Consider the following 19,680-nt stretch of genomic DNA (forward strand, 5'->3'; position numbering starts at 1 on the left):
CGTGATCGCCAGTTCGTGTCGCAGGCTAGCCATAGCGAGGCAAAACCCAGCAAACACGGGCCTTCCAAGAAATTGGCACATGTTTTGTTATCTCTTCGTTCATCTCAATAAAAAAAATGAGGATGAGTCGATGAGTGTTGCTGCCTTTCAAATCGCCAATAAACTCCTGACCGGCCCCAGCGCGGTTGATCAGCTGGACGCTGAATTGACCCGGCTGAAGGTTGATAATCCTTTAATCGTGACCGATGCGATCCTGGTCAAGTCGGGCACCGTTGACCTCGCTTTGGCCCACCTGGGTGGCCGCCGCTATGGTCTCTATGACCAGGTTCAACCAGAGCCTGAAATCAGTTTGGTCGAAGACTGTACTCGTGCCTTTCGCGAGGGTGGCCATGACGGGCTCATTGGGCTGGGGGGAGGAAGTGCTATCGACATCGCCAAAGGTGTCGCCGCCTTCGCCGGTCACGATGGCGCGTTGGCCGAGCTGTTCGGCGTCGATCAAGTACGCCGCAAAGGCCCCCCGCTGATCGCCATTCCTACTACAGCGGGCACAGGTTCGGAGGTCACTAACGTGGCGATCTTCTCCGACAAACAGGCACAGCTCAAGAAAGGCATCGTGAGCGACTACCTGCTGCCTGATGTGGCTCTCGTGAGTCCGGTCATGACGCTCACTTGTCCTCGCAGCGTGACCGCTGCCAGCGGTGTCGACGCGCTCGTGCATGCGATCGAAGCGTACCTTTCGATCAATCGCTCGCCGATTACCGATGCCATTGCGCTTGGAGCGATCAAGGTGATAGCTCGGGCTTTGCCCAAAGCGTATGCCAACCCGGATGATCTTGTTGCTCGCGAAGACATGGCGACGGCGAGTCTGATGGGTGGCATGGCATTTGGAAACGCAGGCGTGGGGGCAGTACATGCGCTGGCCTATCCGCTCGGCGGGCGCTTCAAAATAGCACACGGCGTCAGCAACGCTTTGCTGCTGCCCTATGTAATGCGCTGGAACAAGCTTGCCTGTGCGGAGCGTCTTCGCGACGTCGCACAGGCAATGGGCGTGAATGTCGTGGGCTTGAGCGATAGCCAGGCTGCAGACGCTAGTGTCGATGCGATGGCTGAACTGTGCGCTGCCGTAGACATTCCTGCCGGCCTTCGCGCTTTCAACGTTCCAGAGGACGCTTTGGCACCCATGGCCGAGGAGGCCAGCAACATTGACCGCTTGATGCGCAATAATCCCCGCAAGCTCACGGCCGCAGATATCGAGGCGATCTATCGATCTGCCTGGTAATGGGGAGTTGGTTTTTGTTTTGAGCGTCAATTTGTTAGAGTGCTATTTAATGAGTTCAGTCTTTGAGGCTTAGTCGTTAAATATTTAGTGTGGTGTGGCAGAGCCGTACTGAAAGGTCTCGGTGTCTGAAATCTTACCGTCATGGTTTAAAGGGCTATTGCTATGGAAGACGTTAAATTATATGCAATGACATGTGGCTGGATTACCATGCCTTATGGGTTTTTCATGGCAGGTGAAACAGGGGATCTGGCCATTCCTGTGCCATGCTATTTGATCGAACATCCGAAAGGTACGGTGTTGTTTGATACGGGGCTGGAGTTGCCTTTGCAATCGGAAGATCCGGCGGTGGTAAAAAAATCACTCGGGGTTTTTGCTGATCTCACGACGGTCAACTTTGTGCCTGGTGAAGATGTCGCTAAACGGTTGGAGGCTTTTGGTGTCGACCCCCTGAAAATAAACTTCATCATTAATTCTCATCTGCATTTTGATCATTGTGGTGGCAATGCTTGCATTCCTAATGCGCGGTTGGTGATCCAAAAGCGTGAGTGGGAGGCTGCAAAAAATGAAGAAAACATCGAAAAAGAAATCTATTCACCTCGCCATTATGATTTAGGTCATGAGCGCCTTGAGATTGATGGCGAACATGATCTGTTTGGTGATGGTTCGGTTGTGCTGATTCCTAGTTATGGACACACGCCCGGGCACCAATCGCTTAAAGTCAACGTAGAGGGTAAAGATGTCATCATTACCGCAGATGCTTGCTACTTGAAGGCCTCTCTTGAAAAAATGACGCTTCCCGATGCCATGGTGGTGAATGATGCTCAGGGAATGATTAACAATTTTAACTTGTTTAAGCGGCTTCAATCTAAAGGCGCATTTGTACTGTACGGGCATGATCCCGAACAGTCAAAGCTGCTCACGGATGGTTCAATTCGCAGAGTGGGTTTGGAAACGCTCGCGAGTTTATAAGGGAATTTGTGATGCATCGTGAGGGTGTCTCGCACGTGAAGAGCTTGATTTTTCAAGCGAAGTAGATAAGTCCTGTTTTATGGCAGGGCATGCCAAATGTTTAACGTAAACTATAACAAGGAATAATTATGAATCCTGCATTGAAAGTTTCTTTGTTTTTGGCCGCAGGGATTGCAGCCTCCCCGGTTTTTGCAGCGCCGACTAACACTGCCTTGCCAGACAGTTGTGCGAAAGATGCGAAGGGGAACTATAGCCAGGAATATGATGTTCCCTGTAAAGCCTTGGATAACTTCCTGACAACATTCAATGCTAAAGATGAATTGGCTTGGGCCAAGACATTGAATTACCCGCACGTGCGCATGTCCGGTAACCAAGTCACTGTTTGGCAAACCCCTGAAGCTTATGCCAAAGATCAAAACCTGCAGCAGCTTGCAAAGGAAATTGGCTGGGAGAATACACGCTGGGACTACCGTTATGTTGTTCAATCCGGCAGTGATGGCAAAGGAAACGCAAACAAATATCACGTCGCGCTTTCATTTACACGCCTTGACAAAGCGGGTAACCCGATCCCCGGTCATACTTTTGACTCCTTCTACATTATTACCAATGTCGACGGTCATTGGGGTACGCAATTCAGATCAAGCATGGCTGGTTCTTTGCACGGAAAATCGGCTTATTGATGTAACTGAGGCGGTATAATATTGCCTGGATAAAAGTTGGGGCTTTCCGGCTCCAACTTTTATTGCGTTACGCTCCTCTGGACTTCCCTGATCATGAGTTTGAAGAGGTGGTACGTCCGGAGCTTCGTAAGCGCCCATAAACCCCACCAGACCAAAGATCGCAGTGCGATTAGCTATGCGGTCGCGGCGTGCAGTTCCACGGCAGGAGCGCCTCGAAGTCTTCCACTGAGGACGCTGGGGCAGGCGCTCCAGTGCGTGGCGCAGCCACGCATAAGGCTCTTTGCCGTTGGCGTTGGCCGTCTCGATCAAGCTATAGAGTTGAGCACTGGCCGTTGCGCCTTTTGGCGTATCGCTGAACTACCAGTTCATTCTGCCGATCACAAATGGGCGGATCGCGCGTTCTGCAGCGTTATTGTCGATCGGCAAATAGCCATGCTCGACGTAGCGTTCCAGCTTGCTCCAGTTGCTGGCCATGAACGCCGAGCGGCCCATTCGCCGGCAAGCCGGCTCCCACAGAGACCGCACAGTTCACGTACCTGTGGGAGCCGGCTTGCCGGCGATAGGGCCGGTACTGGCACTGGAAAACCATCAGACCAGCACAATCCTCTGCGCCCCGACATCCCGCGCGTACCGCTCCAGCACCTGCCGGCACACCCCGACCACCTCATCCACCAACGCCACCCCGGTCTGCCAGGCGACGACCAGTTCCAGGCTCGGTGGTGGCTGCAAGCCTTCGAGCAGCACCAGTTCGCCGCGGCTCAGCTCTTCACCGACCAGCGCCGGCGGCAACGCACCGATGCCGAAGCCATCGCGCAGCAGGCGGGTAATCGCCGCCACCGAGTTCACGCAGTTCAGACGCGGGGCCTGGGCGCCTGCGGCCTGCAGCATGCTGAGCACTTCCTGGTGGGGCCGCGAGTTCTTCGAGAAGGTCACGATCCGCTCGCGGGCCAGTTCGGCCAGGGACGCGTAATCGCGGTGCTGGGCGGCACCGGCAGCCACCACCCAGCCCATGGGGTAGCGCGCCAGGTCCAGGCTGCGGATCGACTGCTCGCGCAGCAGGTCGGTCTGCAGGATCACGTCGAGAAAGCCTTTTTGCAGCTGTTCGCGCAAGTTCAGCGCGGTATCGGCGACCAGTTCGATCTCTACCTGGGGGTAGCGCTCGGTAAGTTCCGCCACCAGCGCGCTCATCCAGGTGTGAATGACCGTGTCCATCACGCCAAGGCGAATGCGCCCGACCTTGGCCCGGTCGCTGTCCAGCGACTGTTTCATGGCCTTGGCGGTATCGAGTATGCGCTCGGCGTACTCCAGCACCTTGGCGCCCTCCGGGGTCAGGCTGACGCCCCGTGAGTCGCGCAGCAAAAGCTTCACACCAAGGTCGGCCTCCAGCGCAGCGATGCGGCTGGAGACCGACGCCTGGGTGGTGAACAGCTTTTCGGCGGTGAGACGAAAGCTCTTGAGCCGGGCGACCCAGACGAAGGTTTCGAGGAAGCGAAGGTTCATGATCAGTTTTTCTTGTTCCAGACCGGCGGTTTTTCTCGTTGGACGCATCTGGCGCGGCCTCTGAACAATGATGGCAGGCCGCGACGCCAGACGTCGCCCATAAAACAATACCAACAAGCCGAGGCAAGCATGAACCCCACCGGCGTGCAGCAACAGGTTTCGCCCTCATCTTCCAGCGGGCCTTTCGCCTGGTACCGCGATATCGACTCCCAGCAACGACGCACCTTCTGGAGCTGCAAGATCGGCTATGGCCTGGACGGCATGGACACGCAGATGCTCAGCTTCGTCATCCCTACGCTGATCATGATGTGGGGCATCAGCACCACCGAAGCCGGCCTGATCCACACCAGCACCCTGATCGCTTCGGCCGTCGGTGGCTGGATCGCCGGCATTCTATCCGACCGCATCGGCCGGGTGCGCACCCTGCAACTGACAGTGCTGTGGTTCGCCTTCTTCACCTTCCTGTGCGGCTTTGCCCAGAACTACGAACAACTGCTGATCGCCCGTACTCTGATGGGCTTCGGTTTCGGCGGCGAGTGGACCGCAGGTGCGGTGCTGATCGGCGAAGTGATCCGCGCCCAGGACCGTGGCAAGGCGGTCGGCATGGTGCAGTCCGGTTGGGCCCTGGGCTGGGGCCTGACGGCGATCCTCTATGCGCTGCTGTTCTCCTGGCTGCCTGCTGAGCAGGCTTGGCGCGCACTGTTCCTGCTCGGTTTGGTACCGGCCATTTTCGTGATCTTCGTCCGCCGCCTGGTCAAGGATCCGGAGGTGTATCGCCAGGCCAAAGCGGTGGAAGAGGCCGCAGCGCCTTCGCACTTCTACGAGATTTTCGCCCCCGGCATGCTCTGGACCACCGTGCGCGCGTCCTTGCTGACCACCGGTGCGCTGGGTGGCTACTACGCCATCACCTCGTGGCTGCCAACCTTCCTCAAGAACGAGCGTGGCCTGAGCGTGCTGGGCACCGGCGGCTACCTGGCGATGGTGATCGTCGGCTCCTACGTGGGCTACGTGATCAGCGCGTACTTGTCCGACATCCTGGGGCGCAAGAAGAACTTCATCCTGTTCGCCGTGGGCTCGTTCATCATCGTGCTGCTCTACACGCAGATGGCGGTGAGCGATGACCTGATGCTGTGGCTGGGCTTCCCGCTGGGCTTCTTCGCCTCGGGTATCTTCAGTGGCATGGGTGCGTTCCTCACCGAGCTGTTCCCCACCCGCATCCGCGGTTCGGGGCAGGGCTTCTGCTACAACATCGGCAAGGTGATCGCGGCCGTGTTCCCGTTGCTGATCGGCCTGCTTAGCCAGAAAGTACCGCTGGGCCTGGGGATTGGCGCCTTCTCCGCGGTGTCCTACGGTGTGGTGATCCTGGCGGCCTTGAGCCTGCCGGAAACCTGCGGCAAACAACTCAAGGCGCGCTGAGGTAGGCACATGAACATCGACACGGGAACCCGCCAGGTGAAACGCCTGCTACTCAATTGCGACATGGGCGAAAGTTTCGGCAGCTGGCGCATGGGCCGCGATGCCGAGGTGATGCCCTACATCGACTGCGCCAACATCGCCTGCGGCTACCATGCGGGCGACCCCGGCACCATGCGCCGCACCGTGGCCCTGGCGTTGCAGCACGGGGTCGCCATCGGCGCCCATCCGGCCTACCCGGACCTGGTCGGTTTCGGCCGTCGCTCCATGGCCTGCAGCAACGACGAAATCCGCGACCTGCTGCATTACCAGATCGGCGCCCTGCAGGGCATCTGCAAAGCCCTCGGCGGCCAGGTGGCCTACGTCAAACCCCATGGTGCGTTGTACAACGACATGATGGCTGACCCGCTCAAGCTGCGCGCCGTGCTCGAAGCCATGGCCGCCTACGACAGTGGCCTGCCGTTGATGCTGATGGCCACCGCCGACAACAGCGCGGCTCAGGCGCTGGGCGATGAAATCGGCGTGCCGTTGTGGTTCGAAGCTTTCGCCGATCGTGCCTACACCGCCAGCGGCCATCTGCGCTCGCGCAGCCTGCCAGGTGCGGTGCATCACGACCCGTCGCTGGTGGTCGAGCAGGCCCTGCGCCTGGCCCGTGGCTATGCGCTGGTGGCCGACGACGGCAGTGCTTTGCGCCTTCAGGCCAGCACCCTGTGCGTGCACGGCGACAACGACAGTTCGGTGGCGGCGGTACGGCAGATTCGTCAGGCACTCGATGGGTTGGAGCAAGCATGAAAGTACGCATCGAAGTCGTGGCCATCGACAGCCTGATGGTGCGCCTGTTCGACAGCATCGATGAAGCCAACATGCCGTGGATGCTCGCGGCCAGCCAGCGCCTGAGTGCGGCGTTGGGCACGCACCTGCTGGACCTGGTGCCGTCCTACACCACGCTGATGGTGCAGTTCGATCTGCCGCCAGCCGAGGCCAAGGCGCTGATCGTCCAGGCGCTGGACGGTCTGCAGCCGGACACCGGCAGCGCGGGTCGTCGCCATGAGATCCCGGTGTGGTACCACGCCAGTGTCGGCCCTGAGCTGCCCGTACTGGCAGCGCGCAGCGGCTTGAGCGAGGACGAGGTGATTCGCCTGCACAGCGAGCGCGACTATCCTGTGTTCGCCCTGGGCTTCGCGCCAGGCTTCGGCTTCATGGGCCTGGTGGACCCACAACTGGCCACGCCCCGCCTGAGCACCCCGCGCAAGCGGGTGGCGGCGGGCAGCGTGGGCATCGCCGAGCGCCAGACGGCGGCATACCCGGCGGTTTCGCCGGGTGGCTGGAACCTGATCGGGCGTACACCGGTGCGCCTGTTCGACCGTGAGCGCGAAGGTTACAGCCTGCTGCAACCCGGCGACCGGGTGCGTTTCGTGGCCGTTTCCCATGCCGAGTTCCTGGCGTTGGGCGGTGATGACAGTCCGTTGGAGGCGGGTGCATGAAGCAGCTGATGATCGAGGCCAGCACGCCGCTGTGCCAATTGCAGGACGGGGGACGTTTCGGCGTGCGCCATCTGGGCGTGACCCAGGGCGGGGCGCTGGATTGGGTAGCGATGTACTGGGCCAACTGGCTGTTGGGCAACGCGCTGGATGCACCGGTGATCGAAGTGGCATTGGGCGGTTTCAGTGTGTTGGCCGAACAGGACTGTGTGCTGGCCCTGGCCGGTGCGGATCTGGATGCACGGGTCGATGACCAGCCTCTGGCAGGCTGGCGCAGCTTCACCCTGGGCAAGGGGCAGCGTTTGACCTTGAGGCAGCCGAAGCAGGGCGTACGCGCCTACCTTGCGGCGCCGGGTGGGTTCCACGGCGAAGCGGTGCTGGGCAGCTGTGCCACGGTGGTGCGTGAAGCGCTGGGTGGCATCGATGGGCTGGGGGCTGCGCTGGGCAAAGGGCAGGTGCTGAGCTTCGCCGGTAGCCTGGCAGCGCTGCGCGAGGTGCCCGAGGCGCTGCGGCCGGGTTATCCGCAGAAGCCCCTGCTCGATTTGGTGATGGGCGCGCAAATTGGCGATTTCAGCGGAACCAGCCTGTTCGAGGCGTTCAACAGTGATTGGACGCTGGACAGCCGGGCCGATCGCATGGGTATCCGTTTGCTTGGGCCGCAGCTGGTCTATCAGGGTGCCCCGATGATCTCCGAAGGGATTCCGCTGGGGGCGGTTCAGGTGCCGCCGGACGGGCAGCCGATCGTGCTGCTCAATGATCGGCAGACCATTGGCGGCTATCCGCGGCTGGGGGCGTTGACGCCGTTGGCATTGGCGCAGCTGGCGCAGTGCATGCCGGGGGCGGCGGTGCGGTTCAGGGCGGTGGTGCAGGATGAGGCTTGGCTGGATTTGCAGCGGCATAACATGCGTTGGAATTGACGTTTGGGGGCTGCTTTGCAGCCCTTTCGCGACACAAGGCCGCTCCTACAGGCGACGGCAATCTTCTGTAGGAGCGGCCTTGCGTCGCGAAAGGGGCGCAAAGCGCCCCCAACAGACAACTACTTGGACAAGTAGCGCATCCCTTCTTCCAACCCCTGCAAGGTCAGCGGATACATCTTGTCCTCGATCAAGTCCCGCACCAGATGGGTCGACGCGGTGTAATCCCAGGCTTGCTTCGGATACGGGTTGATCCAGATGATCTTCCTGAACTTCTCCATGAAGCGCTGCATCCACACGTAGCCGGCCTCTTCGTTCCAGTGCTCCACGCTGCCACCCGGCTGGGTGATCTCGTAGGGCGCCATGGCCGCGTCGCCGACGAAGATCACTTTGTAGTCATCGCCGTACTTGTGCAGCAGGTCGAACGTGGAGAACCGCTCCGAGGTACGGCGCATGTTGTTCTTCCACACCGACTCGTAGACGAAGTTGTGGAAGTAGTAATACTCCAGGTGCTTGAACTCGGTCTTGCAGGCCGAGAACAGCTCTTCGCAGACTTTGACGTGGGCGTCCATCGAGCCGCCGATGTCGAACAGCAACAGCAGCTTCACCGTGTTGCGCCGCTCCGGGCGCATCTGGATGTTCAACAGCCCGGCATCGCGTGCGGTGTGGTCGATGGTGCCGTCGATGTCCAGCTCTTCGGCGGCGCCTTCACGGGCGAACTTGCGCAGACGGCGCAGGGCCAGCTTGATGTTGCGCGTACCCAGCTCGACCTGGTCGTCGAGGTTCTTGTACTCGCGCTGATCCCACACCTTCACCGCCTTGCCCTGGCGCTTGCCGGCCTCGCCCACGCGGATGCCTTCGGGGTTGAATCCGCCTGAGCCGAAGGGGCTGGTGCCGCCGGTGCCGATCCACTTGTTGCCGCCGGTATGGCGTTCCTTCTGCTCTTCGAGGCGTTTCTTGAACTCCTCGATCAGCTTGTCCAGGCCGCCCAGGGACTGGATCTGCGCACGTTCTTCATCGGTGAGCGAACGCTCGAACTCCTTGCGCAGCCAGTCCTCGGGGATCAGGGCCTCCAGGTGCCGGTCAAGGTTCTCCAGGCCCTTGAAGTAGGCCGAGAACGCCCGGTCGAACTTGTCGAAATGGCGCTCGTCCTTCACCAGGATGGCCCGCGCCAGGTAGTAGAACTCGTCCATGTCGGCGAACACCACGCGCTTTTGCAGGGCATTCAGCAGGTCGAGCAGTTCACGTACCGACACCGGCACCTTGGCCGCGCGCATTTCATTGAACAGGTTGAGCAGCATGGCCGGCTCCTGTCAGCGATTGCCGCGCCGGCTCATGAAGGCCAGGCGTTCGAGCAGTTGCACGTCCTGCTCGTTCTTCACCAGAGCGCCGGCCAGCGGTGGAATGGCCTTGGTCGGATCGCGCTCGCGCAGGACTGCTTCGCCAATGTTGTCGGCCATCAGCAGCTTGAGCCAGTCGACCAGTTCGGAGGTGGACGGTTTTTTCTTCAGGCCCGGGACCTTGCGCACGTCGAAGAACACATCCAGCGCCTCGCTGACCAGCGATTGCTTGATGTTGGGGTAGTGCACATCGACGATCTGCTGCAGGGTGTTGCGGTCGGGGAAGGCGATGTAGTGGAAGAAGCAGCGGCGCAGGAAGGCGTCGGGCAGCTCTTTTTCGTTGTTCGAGGTGATGATGATGATCGGGCGCTGCCTGGCCTTGATGGTCTCGTCGATTTCGTAGACGTAGAACTCCATCTTGTCGAGTTCCTGCAGCAGGTCGTTGGGGAACTCGATGTCGGCCTTGTCGATCTCGTCGATCAGCAGGATCACCCGCTCTTCGGCCTCGAAGGCTTCCCAGAGCTTGCCTTTCTTCAGGTAGTTGCGCACGTCATGGACCTTGTCCACGCCCAGCTGCGAGTCACGCAGGCGGCTGACCGCGTCGTACTCGTAGAGGCCCTGATGGGCCTTGGTGGTCGACTTGATGTGCCAGGTGATCAGGCGGGCGCCGAAGGACGCGGCGAGCTGTTCGGCGAGCATGGTCTTGCCGGTGCCGGGTTCGCCCTTGACCAGCAACGGGCGTTCGAGGGTGATGGCCGCGTTGACCGCCAGTTTGAGGTCGTCTGTGGCGACGTAGTCGCGGGTGCCTTCGAACTTCATTGGGAGTGTCCTCTGTGGGGTGCATGCCTGTACTGGCGCTATCGCCGGCAAGCCGGCTCCCACAGGTATTCCACAAGTCTGAAATCTGTGGGGTACCTGTGGGAGCCGGCTTGCCGGCGATAGCGCCGCAACAGGCAACATATGTTTGTAATTTGCCAACGACTATAACGCGGGCCTCGGCAGCTGGAAACGCAGACCGGGTATTCAGTCCCTGAATGGCCCGTCACACCCGTTCAGTCGGAATCGGGTGGCGCCTGCTCATAGCGTGCATTGAACGCCTGGATGAAACCGTTGCGCAGGATCTGCAAGAACGCCTCGAAGGCGCTGATGTCCTGCTTGTGCACGCTGCCGCTGAGCTCCACCCGGGTGGCGAACTGGTTCTTCGGCTGGTTCTTGAGCACCGTTTCGCTGCCCCCCACCAGGGCCTCCCACACCGAGCGGAAGAAGCCCTTGTTCTTGTTCTCCACGTCCTGCTGCCAATTGAATACGTCGACATCGCGCAGCAGTGGCTTGATATAGCCACTGAGCCGACCGTTCTGCGCCTGGGCTTCGATCACCACGTCACCGTGCCCGGCGTTGAAATCGAACTTGCCGTAAGCGCTGGCGAAATCGTTGAGCCTGCGCAACTCGATGCCGGTGGCACGCAGGCGGAACTGGAAATCGTCGAAATCGCTGAACGGGTCGAAGGTGGCGCGGCTCTCGACCTTGGCGTCGCCAAGCATCAGGGCATTGGCCTCGAAGCTGGCGTCACGCCGGCCTTTCTTGTCACGCACATTGGTCAGGTTGCGGATGCTGGCATCCAGGCGAGTGGCCTTGAGGTCGACCGGGGGTTTAGAAGTGAAATTGCGAAAGGTCAGTGTGCCATTGTCGATGCGCACTTCGTTGAGGGTAATGGGCAGCAGTTTTTCCAGTTGCTGGCGCCAGTCGGTGCCCTGGCCCGTCTGCGAGGCCTGCTTGCTGCCGCCGTCGACGAAGTTCAGTTCGGGGCGCACGAAGGTGACCTCGGCCACCACGGCACGGTCGTACCACAGCGAATGCCAGCTCACCGACAGGTCGATCAGCGGCGCGTCGAGCAGCGGCACCGGCACTTTGCCGCTGGTCTTGACGATCTTCAGCCCGTTGATCTGATAGGCGCCGCGCCACCAGGCGAGGTCCACGTCGGCGACCTGGCCGCGGTATTCACCCATGTTGGCCAGTTTGTCGTTGAGGTAGTCCCGCACCAGGTAAGGGAGCGCCAGGTGCAAGGCCACCAGCAGCACGACCAGGCTGGCGAGGCCGACCAACGGCCAGCGGTAGCGAGCGTTCATCGATAGCTTTCCAAGGCGGGTTGCACGGTTGACCGCAGTATCTGGCGGGGAGTTCGAACAGGCTTTACTGGCTTCCGGGGCAGGCTTACCCTTTAAGTCTTTCCCTGCTTTTTCATGCCAAGGAACCTGCCATGAGCCGTATCTACGCAGACAACGCCCATTCCATCGGCAACACGCCGTTGGTACAGATCAACCGTATCGCCCCGCGTGGTGTGACCATCCTGGCCAAGATCGAGGGGCGCAACCCCGGTTATTCGGTGAAGTGCCGGATCGGCGCGAACATGGTCTGGGATGCCGAGAGCAGCGGCAAGCTCAAGCCGGGCATGACCATCGTCGAGCCGACGTCGGGCAATACCGGTATCGGCCTGGCCTTCGTCGCCGCAGCGCGTGGCTACAAGTTGATCCTGACCATGCCGGCATCGATGAGCCTGGAGCGGCGCAAGGTGCTCAAGGCCCTGGGCGCCGAACTGGTGCTGACCGAGCCGGCCAAAGGCATGAAGGGCGCGATCGAGAAGGCCAACGAGATCGTCGCCTCGGACCCTGCTCAGTATTTCCTGCCTGGGCAGTTCGAAAACCCGGCCAACCCGGCCATCCATGAGAAGACCACCGGCCCGGAAATCTGGAACGACACCGACGGTGCGGTCGATGTGCTGGTGGCCGGTGTCGGCACCGGCGGCACCATCACCGGTGTTTCGCGTTACATCAAGCACACCCAGGGCAAGGCGATCCTGTCGGTGGCGGTCGAGCCGGCGGCATCGCCTCTGATCAGCCAGACGTTGGCCGGCGAAGAACTCAAGCCCAGCCCGCACAAGATCCAGGGTATTGGTGCTGGCTTCGTGCCGAAGAACCTTGACCTGTCGATCGTCGATCAGGTCGAGACGGTGACCGACGAAGAATCCAAGGCCATGGCCATTCGCCTGATGCAGGAAGAGGGCATCCTCTGTGGCATTTCCTGTGGCGCGGCGATGGCGGCGGCAGTGCGTCTGGCCGAAAAACCAGAGATGCAGGGCAAGACCATCGTGGTGGTTCTGCCAGACTCCGGTGAGCGCTACCTGTCGAGCATGCTGTTCAGCGATCTGTTCAGTGAGCAGGAAAACCAGCAGTAATCCGGCAGGGCCGCTGATCCGGCGCAACGGTCGGCGGCCTGGTTTGTTGCAAAATCCTCAACAGTGAGATCCCGCCCAGGTGGTTTTTTACTGGGGCGGGATGGGTCTATGATGGCAGGATGATTTAACTGGGAGCAGGACAGCGCAAGCCTGCTTCCTTTCAAAGGAGTGTTGCATGACTGTTTCCTTCGCGGCCAAGGCGGGTGTCCTGTTGGTGTTCTTTGGCAGTGTGCTGTTCGTGCACTTGCGCGGCAAGGCGCGCCTGCCGGTATTACGCCAGTTCGTCAACCACTCGGCGCTGTTCGCTCCCTACAACAGCCTGATGTACTTGTTCTCCGGCGTGCCGTCCAAGCCTTACCTGGACCGCCAGCGCTTTCCGGAACTGGATGTGCTCAAGGATAACTGGGAGGTCATTCGGGAAGAGGCGATGCACCTGTTCGACGAGGGCTATATCCGCGCTGCCGAGAAGGACAATGACGCCGGTTTCGGTTCGTTCTTCAAGAAGGGCTGGAAGCGTTTTTACCTGAAGTGGTACGACAAGCCACTGCCGTCGGCCGAGGCGCTGTGCCCGAAGACCGTCGAACTGGTCAGTCGCATTCCCAACGTCAAGGGCGCGATGTTCGCCTTGTTGCCCGGTGGCAGCCACCTGAACCCGCACCGCGACCCGTTCGGCGGCTCCCTGCGCTACCACCTCGGCCTGTCCACGCCGAACTCCGATGCGTGCCGCATCTACGTCGATGGCCAGGTCTACGCCTGGCGTGACGGCGAGGACGTGATGTTCGACGAAACCTATGTGCACTGGGTGAAGAACGAAACCGACGTCACTCGGGTGATTCTGTTCTGCGACGTCGAGCGGCCGCTGACCAGCCCGCTGATGACCCGCATCAACCGCCAGGTCAGTGCCTTCCTCGGGCGTGCCACTGCGCCGCAGAATACCGATGACGAGCGCGTTGGCGGGATCAACCAGGCGTATGCCTGGAGCAAGCGCTTCAGCAACAAGATCAGTGGCCGTGTGAAGCAGTTCAAGCGTGCCAACCCCAAGGCCTACCGCATCCTGCGGCCCGTGGCGGCGGTGGTTGTGGCTTACCTGCTGTATCACTGGCTGTTCTGATTCCGCCGCGGCACTGTTGTAGGAGCGGCCTTGTGTCGCGAAAGGGCCGCGCAGCGGCCCCCTGTACTGTGCTGCGTCGTTGATATCCTGGGGCCGCTGCGCGGCCCTTTCGCGACACAAGGCCGCTCCTACAATCAAGCGCCGCTCATCGGCTGCTTGTCGCAGGCAGAATCCCTCGCTATAGTCCAGTGCACTCACTTCCTCGAAGACCCTGTTCATGCCAGCCATCCCTTCCACCACAAGCTTTGCCCTCGCGCCAGTCGCGGGCATGGTCGTGCGTGGCAGCCAGCAGCCGGTCATGATCAGTCATTACCCACCACCTGTCAGTGGCGTCGTCGGCGGCGTAGCTCCGCCTCGCTGCGTGGTTGTGCTGCGCTGATCGGCTTCTGGCCGCATCCCGTCACACACGCAACCTACTGAACACGGTCGGCTACTTCCCTCACTGAAGCACACGCCCACCGTTCGGCTTATTTGCCCGAATACAGGTGCATACATGTCTGTCTTTACCAAAGCATCCGTGGCCTCGGCGGCCACCACCAGCCTATTCGTCCTGCTGTGGAGCAGCGGCGCTATCGTCTCCAAACTCGGCCTGGCCCATGCCAGCCCCTTCGCCTTCCTGCTGCTGCGCTCGGCGCTGGCGCTCACTGGGCTGCTGCTGATCGGCCCGTTGCTGGGCCTGCGCTGGCCGCGCAGCCGGGGGGCGATCTTGCGAGCCCTGGGTACCGGTTGTGTACTGCTCGGTGCCTACCAGATCTTCTACCTGCTTGCGCTCAATACCCATGTCACCCCTGGCGTGATGGCCACGGTGATGGGCGTGCAACCCATTCTGACGGTGGTGCTGATGGAGCGTCAGCGTTCCTGGAGCCGGCTGTTCGGTCTGGGCCTGGGGCTGGGTGGGCTGGTGATGGTGGTCTACCAGGGCATCAACCTTGGCGGTGTGTCGTTGCTCGGCATGCTGTTCGCCTTGCTGGCCCTGGCCAGCATGACCTTCGGCTCGATCCTGCAGAAGCGCATCACCGACAACCCCATGGGCACGCTGCCGCTGCAGTACCTGGCAGGCTTTGCCCTGTGCGCGGTGTTCGCGCCGCTGCAGCCGCTGCACGTCGAATGCAACGGCAGCTTCATCGGTGCGCTGCTGTGGATGGGGCTGGTGGTCTCGCTGCTGGCGACCCTGCTGCTGTACCGGCTGATCGCCAAAGGCAACCTGGTCAACGTCACCAGCTTGTTCTACCTGGTGCCGGCGGTGACCGCGGGGATGGATTTCCTGATCTTCGGTAATCGCCTGGCCCCGCTCAGCTTGCTGGGCATGGGCTTGATCGTGGTCGGTTTGCTGTTCGTGTTCCGCAAGCCGGCAGCGCGCTTGGCTGAAGCGTAGGGCGCTTTAGCGAAACTCTTCGGGGATGGCGTGGCGCAGCACGCCTTCCTCGAAGTCGAGGGTGCCGGCTTCGCGTTGGGTCAGCAGGTAGTAGAGCAGTGTGTCGAGTGAATGCGAGGGCGGGACCTCGACGGCAAGCATCCTTACCGCCTTTTCGACTTGGCTGGGGCAGCCGAAATCCTCGAGCGCCGCACGGACCTGATCGAGGTCGCCCGCAGCTTTCACCAGCACGCGGAACACCGACGCGCCGCCGCTGTGTTGCAAGGCTTCGAACCAGCTCTGTTCGCCATCTTCGCTGACGCTGATGATGTCGCCCGGGGCGATGCCGTAGGCGTAGAAGGGGGTGCTGTCGACCTGGTAACCAGTTTCGGTGCGTTTTGCCCACAGGCCTTCGACCGACGCGGGAGGGTAGCCTTGGGCGTCCTGCTCCAGGCGCCAGAGCACGATCTTGTAGGCTGAGGTTTGCTCAGGGGGCATTGGGGCATTACAGGTCAGGAGGGCCGCCTATCGTAATGCGATTTTGCTGTGTTGTCTGTACTGGCCTCATCGCCGGCAGTACGCCGGGTTGGTTTGAGCACCAGCCAAAGTGCCAGGCCAATCAGCACGCCACCGTACACGTGTCCCATGGACAACGACTCGTCCAGCAGCCAGGCCCCCCACAGCACTCCGAACACCGGAATCAGAAAGGTCACGGTACTGGCCTTGACCGGCCCGATCTCGGCCAGCAGGCGGAAGTACAGGATATAGGCGAAGGCGGTGCAGACCAGCCCCAGGCCCAGCAGCGACAACCACACCTGCCAGCCGCCCCAGCTTGCTGGCGGCTGGGTCAGTGCGCTCCAGGCAAACAGTGGCGTCATCATCAGCGTGGCACCGAGCATGCTGCCCAAGGCCGAGAGGCGGCTATCCAGGCCGCTGACCCAGCGGCGTGCCAGGAAGCCGGCGAAGCCGTAGCAGGTGGTGGCGGCCAGGCAAGCCAGGGCGCCCTGCAGCAAGGCCATGTCCAAGGCTACGGGACCTGCGCCGCTGAGAATGCCCACGCCGAACAGGCCGAGAAAGATGCCGCACAGTTTCGGCAGAGTCATCGCCTCACGGAAGAACAGCGCACCGATCACGACGCCCATCAGCGGCGTGGTGGCGTTGAAGATTGCCGAATAGCCTGCTGGCAGCACCTGTGCTGCCACCGAGTAGAAGGTGGCCGGAATACCCGAGTTGATCATGCCCAGTACCAGGCACGCGCCTAGCTTGCCTTGGAAATTCCAGCGCACGCGGGCGGCGGCGAGGATGACGATCAGGCCCAGGCAGGCGATGGATACGCGGAAGAAGGCGGTCGGCACGGTGCCCAGTTCGGGGGCGATGATCCGCATGAACAGGAAACTCGCCCCCCAGACGGCGGCAAGGGTCAGCAGGCGGGTCAGGGCGATGGGGCTCACAGCGGTCTCCAGGTACAAGGCAGGGCGTGAGTGTACGCGAGGGGGCGGGGTGGTTCTTGTGCTTTCTTGCGGTGTAAATCTGTGTCGGCCTCTTCGCGGGGCAAGCCCGCTCCCACAGATACATCGCTGTTTCAAGAAAAGCGGTGTATCTGTGGGAGCGGGCTTGTCCCGCGAAGAGGCCCGCCCAGGCTTCTCAAAACGCATGGGCCGACTAAGCTGTCTATCTCACCCCGCACCGAGGTGTCATGCATGACCGAGCACTGGCCTGCCGGCGAAATCGCCCGGATGATTCTTGACGGCTTCGACGACTACCGCGAACACTTTCGCCGCATCACCCTCGGTGCCCGCGAGCGCTTCGAGCAGGCCCGCTGGCAGGAGAGCCAGCGGGCGGCAGCCGCGCGGATCAACCTCTACGAGCGCAAGGTCGGCGAGGTCAACAGTTGGCTGCGCGATGGGTTCGATGACGAGGTGTTGCTGCAGGTCGCGCAATGGCCGCTGGTCAAGAGTGCCTATATCAGTCTGATCGACCCGCGCCTGGACGATGAACTGTCGGAGACCTGGTACAACTCGTTGTTCTGCAGCCTGTTCAGCCATGACCAGATCAGCGATGGCTGCATGTTCATCCACACCACGCGGCCATCGATGCGCGGCCACGAACGGGCCGCGCAGACCCGTACCTATCGGCTCGAAGGCAGTCTCAAGGCGCTGTTGCGGGCGATCTTCGCCGACCATGCATTCACCTACGGTGATCTTGAGGGCGACCTGTCACGCCTCGAAGAGCAATTGCGCGAGAGCCTGCCGGACTGGGTGTGCAAGGACCCGGCGCTGACCGTCGAGCTGTTCGTACCGGTGCTGTACCGCAACAAGGGCGCCTACCTGGTCGGCCGGTTGTACAACGCTGACGAGCAGTGGCCGCTGGTGATCCCGCTGCTGCACCGTGAGGGCCATGGCATCGAGGCCGATGCGCTGATCACCGACGAGGCCGACGTGTCGATCATCTTCTCCTTCACCCGCTCGTATTTCATGGTCGATGTGCCGGTGCCGGCGGAGTTCGTCAACTTTCTCAAACGCATCCTGCCGGGCAAGCACATTGCCGAGCTGTACACCTCGATCGGCTTCTACAAGCATGGCAAGTCGGAATTCTACCGGGCGCTGATCAACCACCTGGCCAGTAGCGACGACCGTTTCGTCATGGCCCCCGGCGTACGCGGGATGGTCATGAGCGTCTTCACCCTGCCGGGTTTCAACACGGTGTTCAAGATCATCAAGGACCGATTCTCGCCGTCGAAAACCGTCGACCGTGCCACGGTGATCGACAAGTACCGCCTGGTGAAGAGTGTCGACCGCGTAGGGCGCATGGCCGATACCCAGGAGTTCGCCGATTTTCGCTTCCCGCGTGGCAAGTTCGAGCCCGAGTGCCTGGCCGAATTGCTCGAAGTGGCGCCGTCTACCGTGGCCCTTGAGGGCGACACGGTGCTGATCCGCCACTGCTGGACAGAACGGCGCATGGTGCCGCTCAACCTTTACCTGGAGCAGGCCAGTGAAGCACAGGTGCTCGAAGCGCTGGAGGACTATGGGTTGGCCATCAAGCAACTGGCGGCGGCGAATATCTTTCCGGGTGACATGCTGCTGAAGAATTTTGGCGTCACCCGGCATGGCCGGGTGGTGTTCTACGACTATGACGAAATCAGCTACCTGACCGAGGTGAATTTCCGCCATATCCCGCCGCCGCGCTACCCGGAGGACGAGATGTCGGGCGAGCCGTGGTACTCGATCGGGCCGCACGATGTGTTTCCCGAGGAGTTTCCGCCGTTTCTGTTTGCCGATATGGGGCAGCGGCGGTTGTTCAGTCGCTTGCATGGGGAGCTGTACGACGCGGATTACTGGAAGGGGCTGCAGGCGGCGATACGGGAGGGGAAGGTGATCGATGTGTTTCCCTATCGGCGTAAGGGGCGGTGATGCTTTTGTGTCTGGCCTAGCTCTATCGCCAGCAGTCAACCGCTCATGCACTTGAGCTCACTGAAGTCGGTTCGCACCTTGGCCAGCTGATCCTGCAGGTAGCGACGCTGCGCTGGCGTACTCTGGTGCAGCAAGTCGATGACCAGGCTGCGCGCCTGCTGCTCGCTGTTCTGGAAGGCAATACGGTACTCCGGCGTCCACAGGCTCTCCTTGCGCTGCAGCAGTTGCGCTAGGCGCGGCTCGAAGCTGGCATCGCTGCGCTGGTTCATGGCCAACAGCAGCTGCTGCTGCCAATGGGCACGGTTGGCAATTGACTGGCGGTTCTGGTCGCCCAGCGCCTGCGACCAACTCAGCACCCGCAGGCGCTGGGCGGCAGTGAGTTCGCCGAACCAGGGGGTAAGGCGTTTTTCCATGCGCTCGGCGCGGCGGGCAATTTGCTTGGGCAGGGGCGTATCGGTATACAGTTTCTGCCGCTCGCTGATGTCTTCACGGAAGGCTTCGCGCATCTTCGCCACCTGGGCATCGCTCATGCCGCGTAGCAGTTCGGTGGCCGAAGGGGTGATCTGTTCGGCGACGCGGCCGATCGCCTGGCGGGCTTCGGCCGTGCGCTGCTGCAGGGTCTGGTCGGTCACCTGGTCCTCGGCCACCATGTCGCGCACGCGGTCCAGCCAGTCGATGTAGCCGGGCAGTTGGGTCTGGCAATGCCAGGCCAGGTGCTGCTTGAGCCGTTCGTCGAGCAGCGTTTTCTGCTCGCGGTTCATGGCCAGGTACTCGCCCAGCGACCACGGCACCAGCCGGTCAAGGTTGCGGTAGGCCAGGTCGATGCGGCTGCAGGCAACCAATACCAGGGCGCAGCCGAGGGTGATGAGCAGGGCTTTGGACAGGCGTAGAGGCATGTGCTGATCCTTGCAGTGGCTGGCCACTCGGTAGACGCAAGGGCCGCGCGACGGTTCCGCCGAATCAGCGGTGGGGCGGTGTGCGGGCTTCAGGTGTAGAA

Annotated in this window: 19 protein-coding genes and 1 pseudogene; 12 read left to right on the forward strand and 8 right to left on the reverse strand. The window is 61.3% G+C overall.

What is annotated here, in order from left to right:
- Positions 1 to 130: 130 nt before the first annotated feature.
- The 3 genes from ACIPZG_RS02795 to ACIPZG_RS02805 all read left to right on the forward strand — a co-directional run bounded on the left by ACIPZG_RS02795 (position 131) and on the right by ACIPZG_RS02805 (position 2,928).
- On the forward strand, positions 131 to 1,279 hold the full coding sequence (locus ACIPZG_RS02795) for an iron-containing alcohol dehydrogenase (RefSeq protein WP_400710864.1): 1,149 nt from the start codon (positions 131 to 133) through the stop codon (positions 1,277 to 1,279).
- A gap of 162 nt (positions 1,280 to 1,441) precedes the next feature.
- Positions 1,442 to 2,248 (forward strand): N-acyl homoserine lactonase family protein, encoded by an 807-nt coding sequence (locus ACIPZG_RS02800; RefSeq protein ID WP_400641568.1) that lies wholly within the window; start codon positions 1,442 to 1,444, stop codon positions 2,246 to 2,248.
- Between the two features lie 128 nt (positions 2,249 to 2,376).
- The gene (locus ACIPZG_RS02805; RefSeq protein WP_400641570.1) at positions 2,377 to 2,928 is read left to right on the forward strand and encodes a hypothetical protein; all 552 of its coding nucleotides are present in this window, start codon (positions 2,377 to 2,379) and stop codon (positions 2,926 to 2,928) included.
- 169 nt (positions 2,929 to 3,097) lie between these two features.
- On the opposite strand, the pseudogene ACIPZG_RS02810 reads toward ACIPZG_RS02805, so the two are convergent.
- Both ACIPZG_RS02810 and ACIPZG_RS02815 read right to left on the reverse strand, forming a co-directional pair.
- Positions 3,098 to 3,405, reverse strand: a pseudogene (locus ACIPZG_RS02810) (transposase); the annotation flags it as partial.
- A gap of 111 nt (positions 3,406 to 3,516) precedes the next feature.
- On the reverse strand, positions 3,517 to 4,428 hold the full coding sequence (locus ACIPZG_RS02815) for a LysR family transcriptional regulator (RefSeq protein ID WP_400709969.1): 912 nt from the start codon (positions 4,426 to 4,428) through the stop codon (positions 3,517 to 3,519).
- A gap of 129 nt (positions 4,429 to 4,557) precedes the next feature.
- On the opposite strand from ACIPZG_RS02815, the gene ACIPZG_RS02820 reads away from it, so the two are divergent.
- From ACIPZG_RS02820 to ACIPZG_RS02835, 4 genes are read left to right on the forward strand one after another with little or no spacing between them, the layout of a single operon-like run.
- Positions 4,558 to 5,844 carry an MFS transporter gene (locus ACIPZG_RS02820; RefSeq protein ID WP_008093447.1) on the forward strand — a complete coding sequence of 429 codons (1,287 nt, stop codon included), beginning with the start codon at positions 4,558 to 4,560 and terminating at the stop codon, positions 5,842 to 5,844.
- Between the two features lie 9 nt (positions 5,845 to 5,853).
- Positions 5,854 to 6,633: a 5-oxoprolinase subunit PxpA gene (locus tag ACIPZG_RS02825; protein WP_400709972.1), complete on the forward strand. Its 780-nt coding sequence runs from the start codon at positions 5,854 to 5,856 to the stop codon at positions 6,631 to 6,633.
- Entirely contained in the window at positions 6,630 to 7,325 is a 696-nt protein-coding gene (gene pxpB / locus ACIPZG_RS02830) for a 5-oxoprolinase subunit PxpB (RefSeq protein WP_008093442.1), read from the forward strand. The genes ACIPZG_RS02825 and pxpB overlap by 4 nt, the downstream gene beginning before the upstream one ends.
- Complete coding sequence (locus tag ACIPZG_RS02835; protein ID WP_400709975.1) at positions 7,322 to 8,239, forward strand: biotin-dependent carboxyltransferase family protein; 918 nt, start codon at positions 7,322 to 7,324, stop codon at positions 8,237 to 8,239. Before pxpB ends, ACIPZG_RS02835 begins: the two co-directional genes overlap by 4 nt.
- Before the next feature lie 119 nt (positions 8,240 to 8,358).
- Here the strand turns inward: ACIPZG_RS02835 and ACIPZG_RS02840 are convergent, their stop codons facing one another.
- The 3 genes from ACIPZG_RS02840 to ACIPZG_RS02850 form a co-directional block, all read right to left on the reverse strand.
- A complete protein-coding gene (locus ACIPZG_RS02840; protein ID WP_400709978.1) occupies positions 8,359 to 9,537 on the reverse strand; it encodes a VWA domain-containing protein in 1,179 nt (392 codons plus the stop codon).
- A 12-nt stretch (positions 9,538 to 9,549) separates the two neighbouring features.
- Positions 9,550 to 10,395: a MoxR family ATPase gene (locus ACIPZG_RS02845; RefSeq protein ID WP_008093435.1), complete on the reverse strand. Its 846-nt coding sequence runs from the start codon at positions 10,393 to 10,395 to the stop codon at positions 9,550 to 9,552.
- A gap of 233 nt (positions 10,396 to 10,628) precedes the next feature.
- Positions 10,629 to 11,702: a DUF748 domain-containing protein gene (locus ACIPZG_RS02850; RefSeq protein WP_400709981.1), complete on the reverse strand. Its 1,074-nt coding sequence runs from the start codon at positions 11,700 to 11,702 to the stop codon at positions 10,629 to 10,631.
- Positions 11,703 to 11,833: 131 nt separating this feature from the next.
- On the opposite strand from ACIPZG_RS02850, the gene cysK reads away from it, so the two are divergent.
- From cysK to ACIPZG_RS02870, 4 genes are all read left to right on the forward strand, one after another.
- Positions 11,834 to 12,808 carry a cysteine synthase A gene (gene cysK / locus ACIPZG_RS02855; RefSeq protein WP_400709984.1) on the forward strand — a complete coding sequence of 325 codons (975 nt, stop codon included), beginning with the start codon at positions 11,834 to 11,836 and terminating at the stop codon, positions 12,806 to 12,808.
- Positions 12,809 to 12,983: 175 nt separating this feature from the next.
- On the forward strand, positions 12,984 to 13,919 hold the full coding sequence (locus ACIPZG_RS02860; protein ID WP_400709987.1) for an aspartyl/asparaginyl beta-hydroxylase domain-containing protein: 936 nt from the start codon (positions 12,984 to 12,986) through the stop codon (positions 13,917 to 13,919).
- A 217-nt stretch (positions 13,920 to 14,136) separates the two neighbouring features.
- Positions 14,137 to 14,298, forward strand: a complete 162-nt coding sequence (locus tag ACIPZG_RS02865) for a hypothetical protein (RefSeq protein WP_400709989.1) — start codon at positions 14,137 to 14,139, stop codon at positions 14,296 to 14,298.
- 114 nt (positions 14,299 to 14,412) lie between these two features.
- Positions 14,413 to 15,294 carry a DMT family transporter gene (locus tag ACIPZG_RS02870; protein ID WP_400709992.1) on the forward strand — a complete coding sequence of 294 codons (882 nt, stop codon included), beginning with the start codon at positions 14,413 to 14,415 and terminating at the stop codon, positions 15,292 to 15,294.
- Positions 15,295 to 15,300: 6 nt separating this feature from the next.
- Here ACIPZG_RS02870 and ACIPZG_RS02875 read toward each other — a convergent pair whose 3' ends face one another.
- Both ACIPZG_RS02875 and ACIPZG_RS02880 read right to left on the reverse strand, forming a co-directional pair.
- Complete coding sequence (locus ACIPZG_RS02875; RefSeq protein WP_400709995.1) at positions 15,301 to 15,771, reverse strand: DUF4265 domain-containing protein; 471 nt, start codon at positions 15,769 to 15,771, stop codon at positions 15,301 to 15,303.
- Positions 15,772 to 15,785: 14 nt separating this feature from the next.
- On the reverse strand, positions 15,786 to 16,724 hold the full coding sequence (locus ACIPZG_RS02880) for a DMT family transporter (RefSeq protein ID WP_400709998.1): 939 nt from the start codon (positions 16,722 to 16,724) through the stop codon (positions 15,786 to 15,788).
- Between the two features lie 249 nt (positions 16,725 to 16,973).
- Here ACIPZG_RS02880 and aceK point away from each other — a divergent pair, with 249 nt between their 5' ends.
- Positions 16,974 to 18,683, forward strand: a complete 1,710-nt coding sequence (aceK, locus tag ACIPZG_RS02885; RefSeq protein WP_400710001.1) for a bifunctional isocitrate dehydrogenase kinase/phosphatase — start codon at positions 16,974 to 16,976, stop codon at positions 18,681 to 18,683.
- A gap of 35 nt (positions 18,684 to 18,718) precedes the next feature.
- Here the strand turns inward: aceK and ACIPZG_RS02890 are convergent, their stop codons facing one another.
- Complete coding sequence (locus ACIPZG_RS02890) at positions 18,719 to 19,579, reverse strand: DUF6279 family lipoprotein (RefSeq protein WP_400710004.1); 861 nt, start codon at positions 19,577 to 19,579, stop codon at positions 18,719 to 18,721.
- Between the last annotated feature and the right edge of the window lie 101 nt (positions 19,580 to 19,680).

It is taken from the genome of Pseudomonas sp. NPDC089395, from assembly GCF_044749525.1.
In the GTDB taxonomy this organism is placed as follows: Bacteria; Pseudomonadota; Gammaproteobacteria; order Pseudomonadales; family Pseudomonadaceae; genus Aquipseudomonas.

Excerpts from the sequence above, each read along its gene's own strand:
- ACIPZG_RS02795 (WP_400710864.1), top strand. The coding sequence starts at position 131 with ATGAGTGTTGCTGCCTTTCAAATCGCCAATAAACTCCTGACCGGCCCC.
- ACIPZG_RS02800 (WP_400641568.1), top strand. The coding sequence starts at position 1,442 with ATGGAAGACGTTAAATTATATGCAATGACATGTGGCTGGATTACCATG.
- ACIPZG_RS02805 (WP_400641570.1), top strand. The coding sequence starts at position 2,377 with ATGAATCCTGCATTGAAAGTTTCTTTGTTTTTGGCCGCAGGGATTGCA.
- ACIPZG_RS02815 (WP_400709969.1), bottom strand. The coding sequence starts at position 4,428 with ATGAACCTTCGCTTCCTCGAAACCTTCGTCTGGGTCGCCCGGCTCAAG.
- ACIPZG_RS02820 (WP_008093447.1), top strand. The coding sequence starts at position 4,558 with ATGAACCCCACCGGCGTGCAGCAACAGGTTTCGCCCTCATCTTCCAGC.
- ACIPZG_RS02825 (WP_400709972.1), top strand. The coding sequence starts at position 5,854 with ATGAACATCGACACGGGAACCCGCCAGGTGAAACGCCTGCTACTCAAT.
- pxpB (WP_008093442.1), top strand. The coding sequence starts at position 6,630 with ATGAAAGTACGCATCGAAGTCGTGGCCATCGACAGCCTGATGGTGCGC.
- ACIPZG_RS02835 (WP_400709975.1), top strand. The coding sequence starts at position 7,322 with ATGAAGCAGCTGATGATCGAGGCCAGCACGCCGCTGTGCCAATTGCAG.
- ACIPZG_RS02840 (WP_400709978.1), bottom strand. The coding sequence starts at position 9,537 with ATGCTGCTCAACCTGTTCAATGAAATGCGCGCGGCCAAGGTGCCGGTG.
- ACIPZG_RS02845 (WP_008093435.1), bottom strand. The coding sequence starts at position 10,395 with ATGAAGTTCGAAGGCACCCGCGACTACGTCGCCACAGACGACCTCAAA.
- ACIPZG_RS02850 (WP_400709981.1), bottom strand. The coding sequence starts at position 11,702 with ATGAACGCTCGCTACCGCTGGCCGTTGGTCGGCCTCGCCAGCCTGGTC.
- cysK (WP_400709984.1), top strand. The coding sequence starts at position 11,834 with ATGAGCCGTATCTACGCAGACAACGCCCATTCCATCGGCAACACGCCG.
- ACIPZG_RS02860 (WP_400709987.1), top strand. The coding sequence starts at position 12,984 with ATGACTGTTTCCTTCGCGGCCAAGGCGGGTGTCCTGTTGGTGTTCTTT.
- ACIPZG_RS02865 (WP_400709989.1), top strand. The coding sequence starts at position 14,137 with ATGCCAGCCATCCCTTCCACCACAAGCTTTGCCCTCGCGCCAGTCGCG.
- ACIPZG_RS02870 (WP_400709992.1), top strand. The coding sequence starts at position 14,413 with ATGTCTGTCTTTACCAAAGCATCCGTGGCCTCGGCGGCCACCACCAGC.
- ACIPZG_RS02875 (WP_400709995.1), bottom strand. The coding sequence starts at position 15,771 with ATGCCCCCTGAGCAAACCTCAGCCTACAAGATCGTGCTCTGGCGCCTG.
- aceK (WP_400710001.1), top strand. The coding sequence starts at position 16,974 with ATGACCGAGCACTGGCCTGCCGGCGAAATCGCCCGGATGATTCTTGAC.
- ACIPZG_RS02890 (WP_400710004.1), bottom strand. The coding sequence starts at position 19,579 with ATGCCTCTACGCCTGTCCAAAGCCCTGCTCATCACCCTCGGCTGCGCC.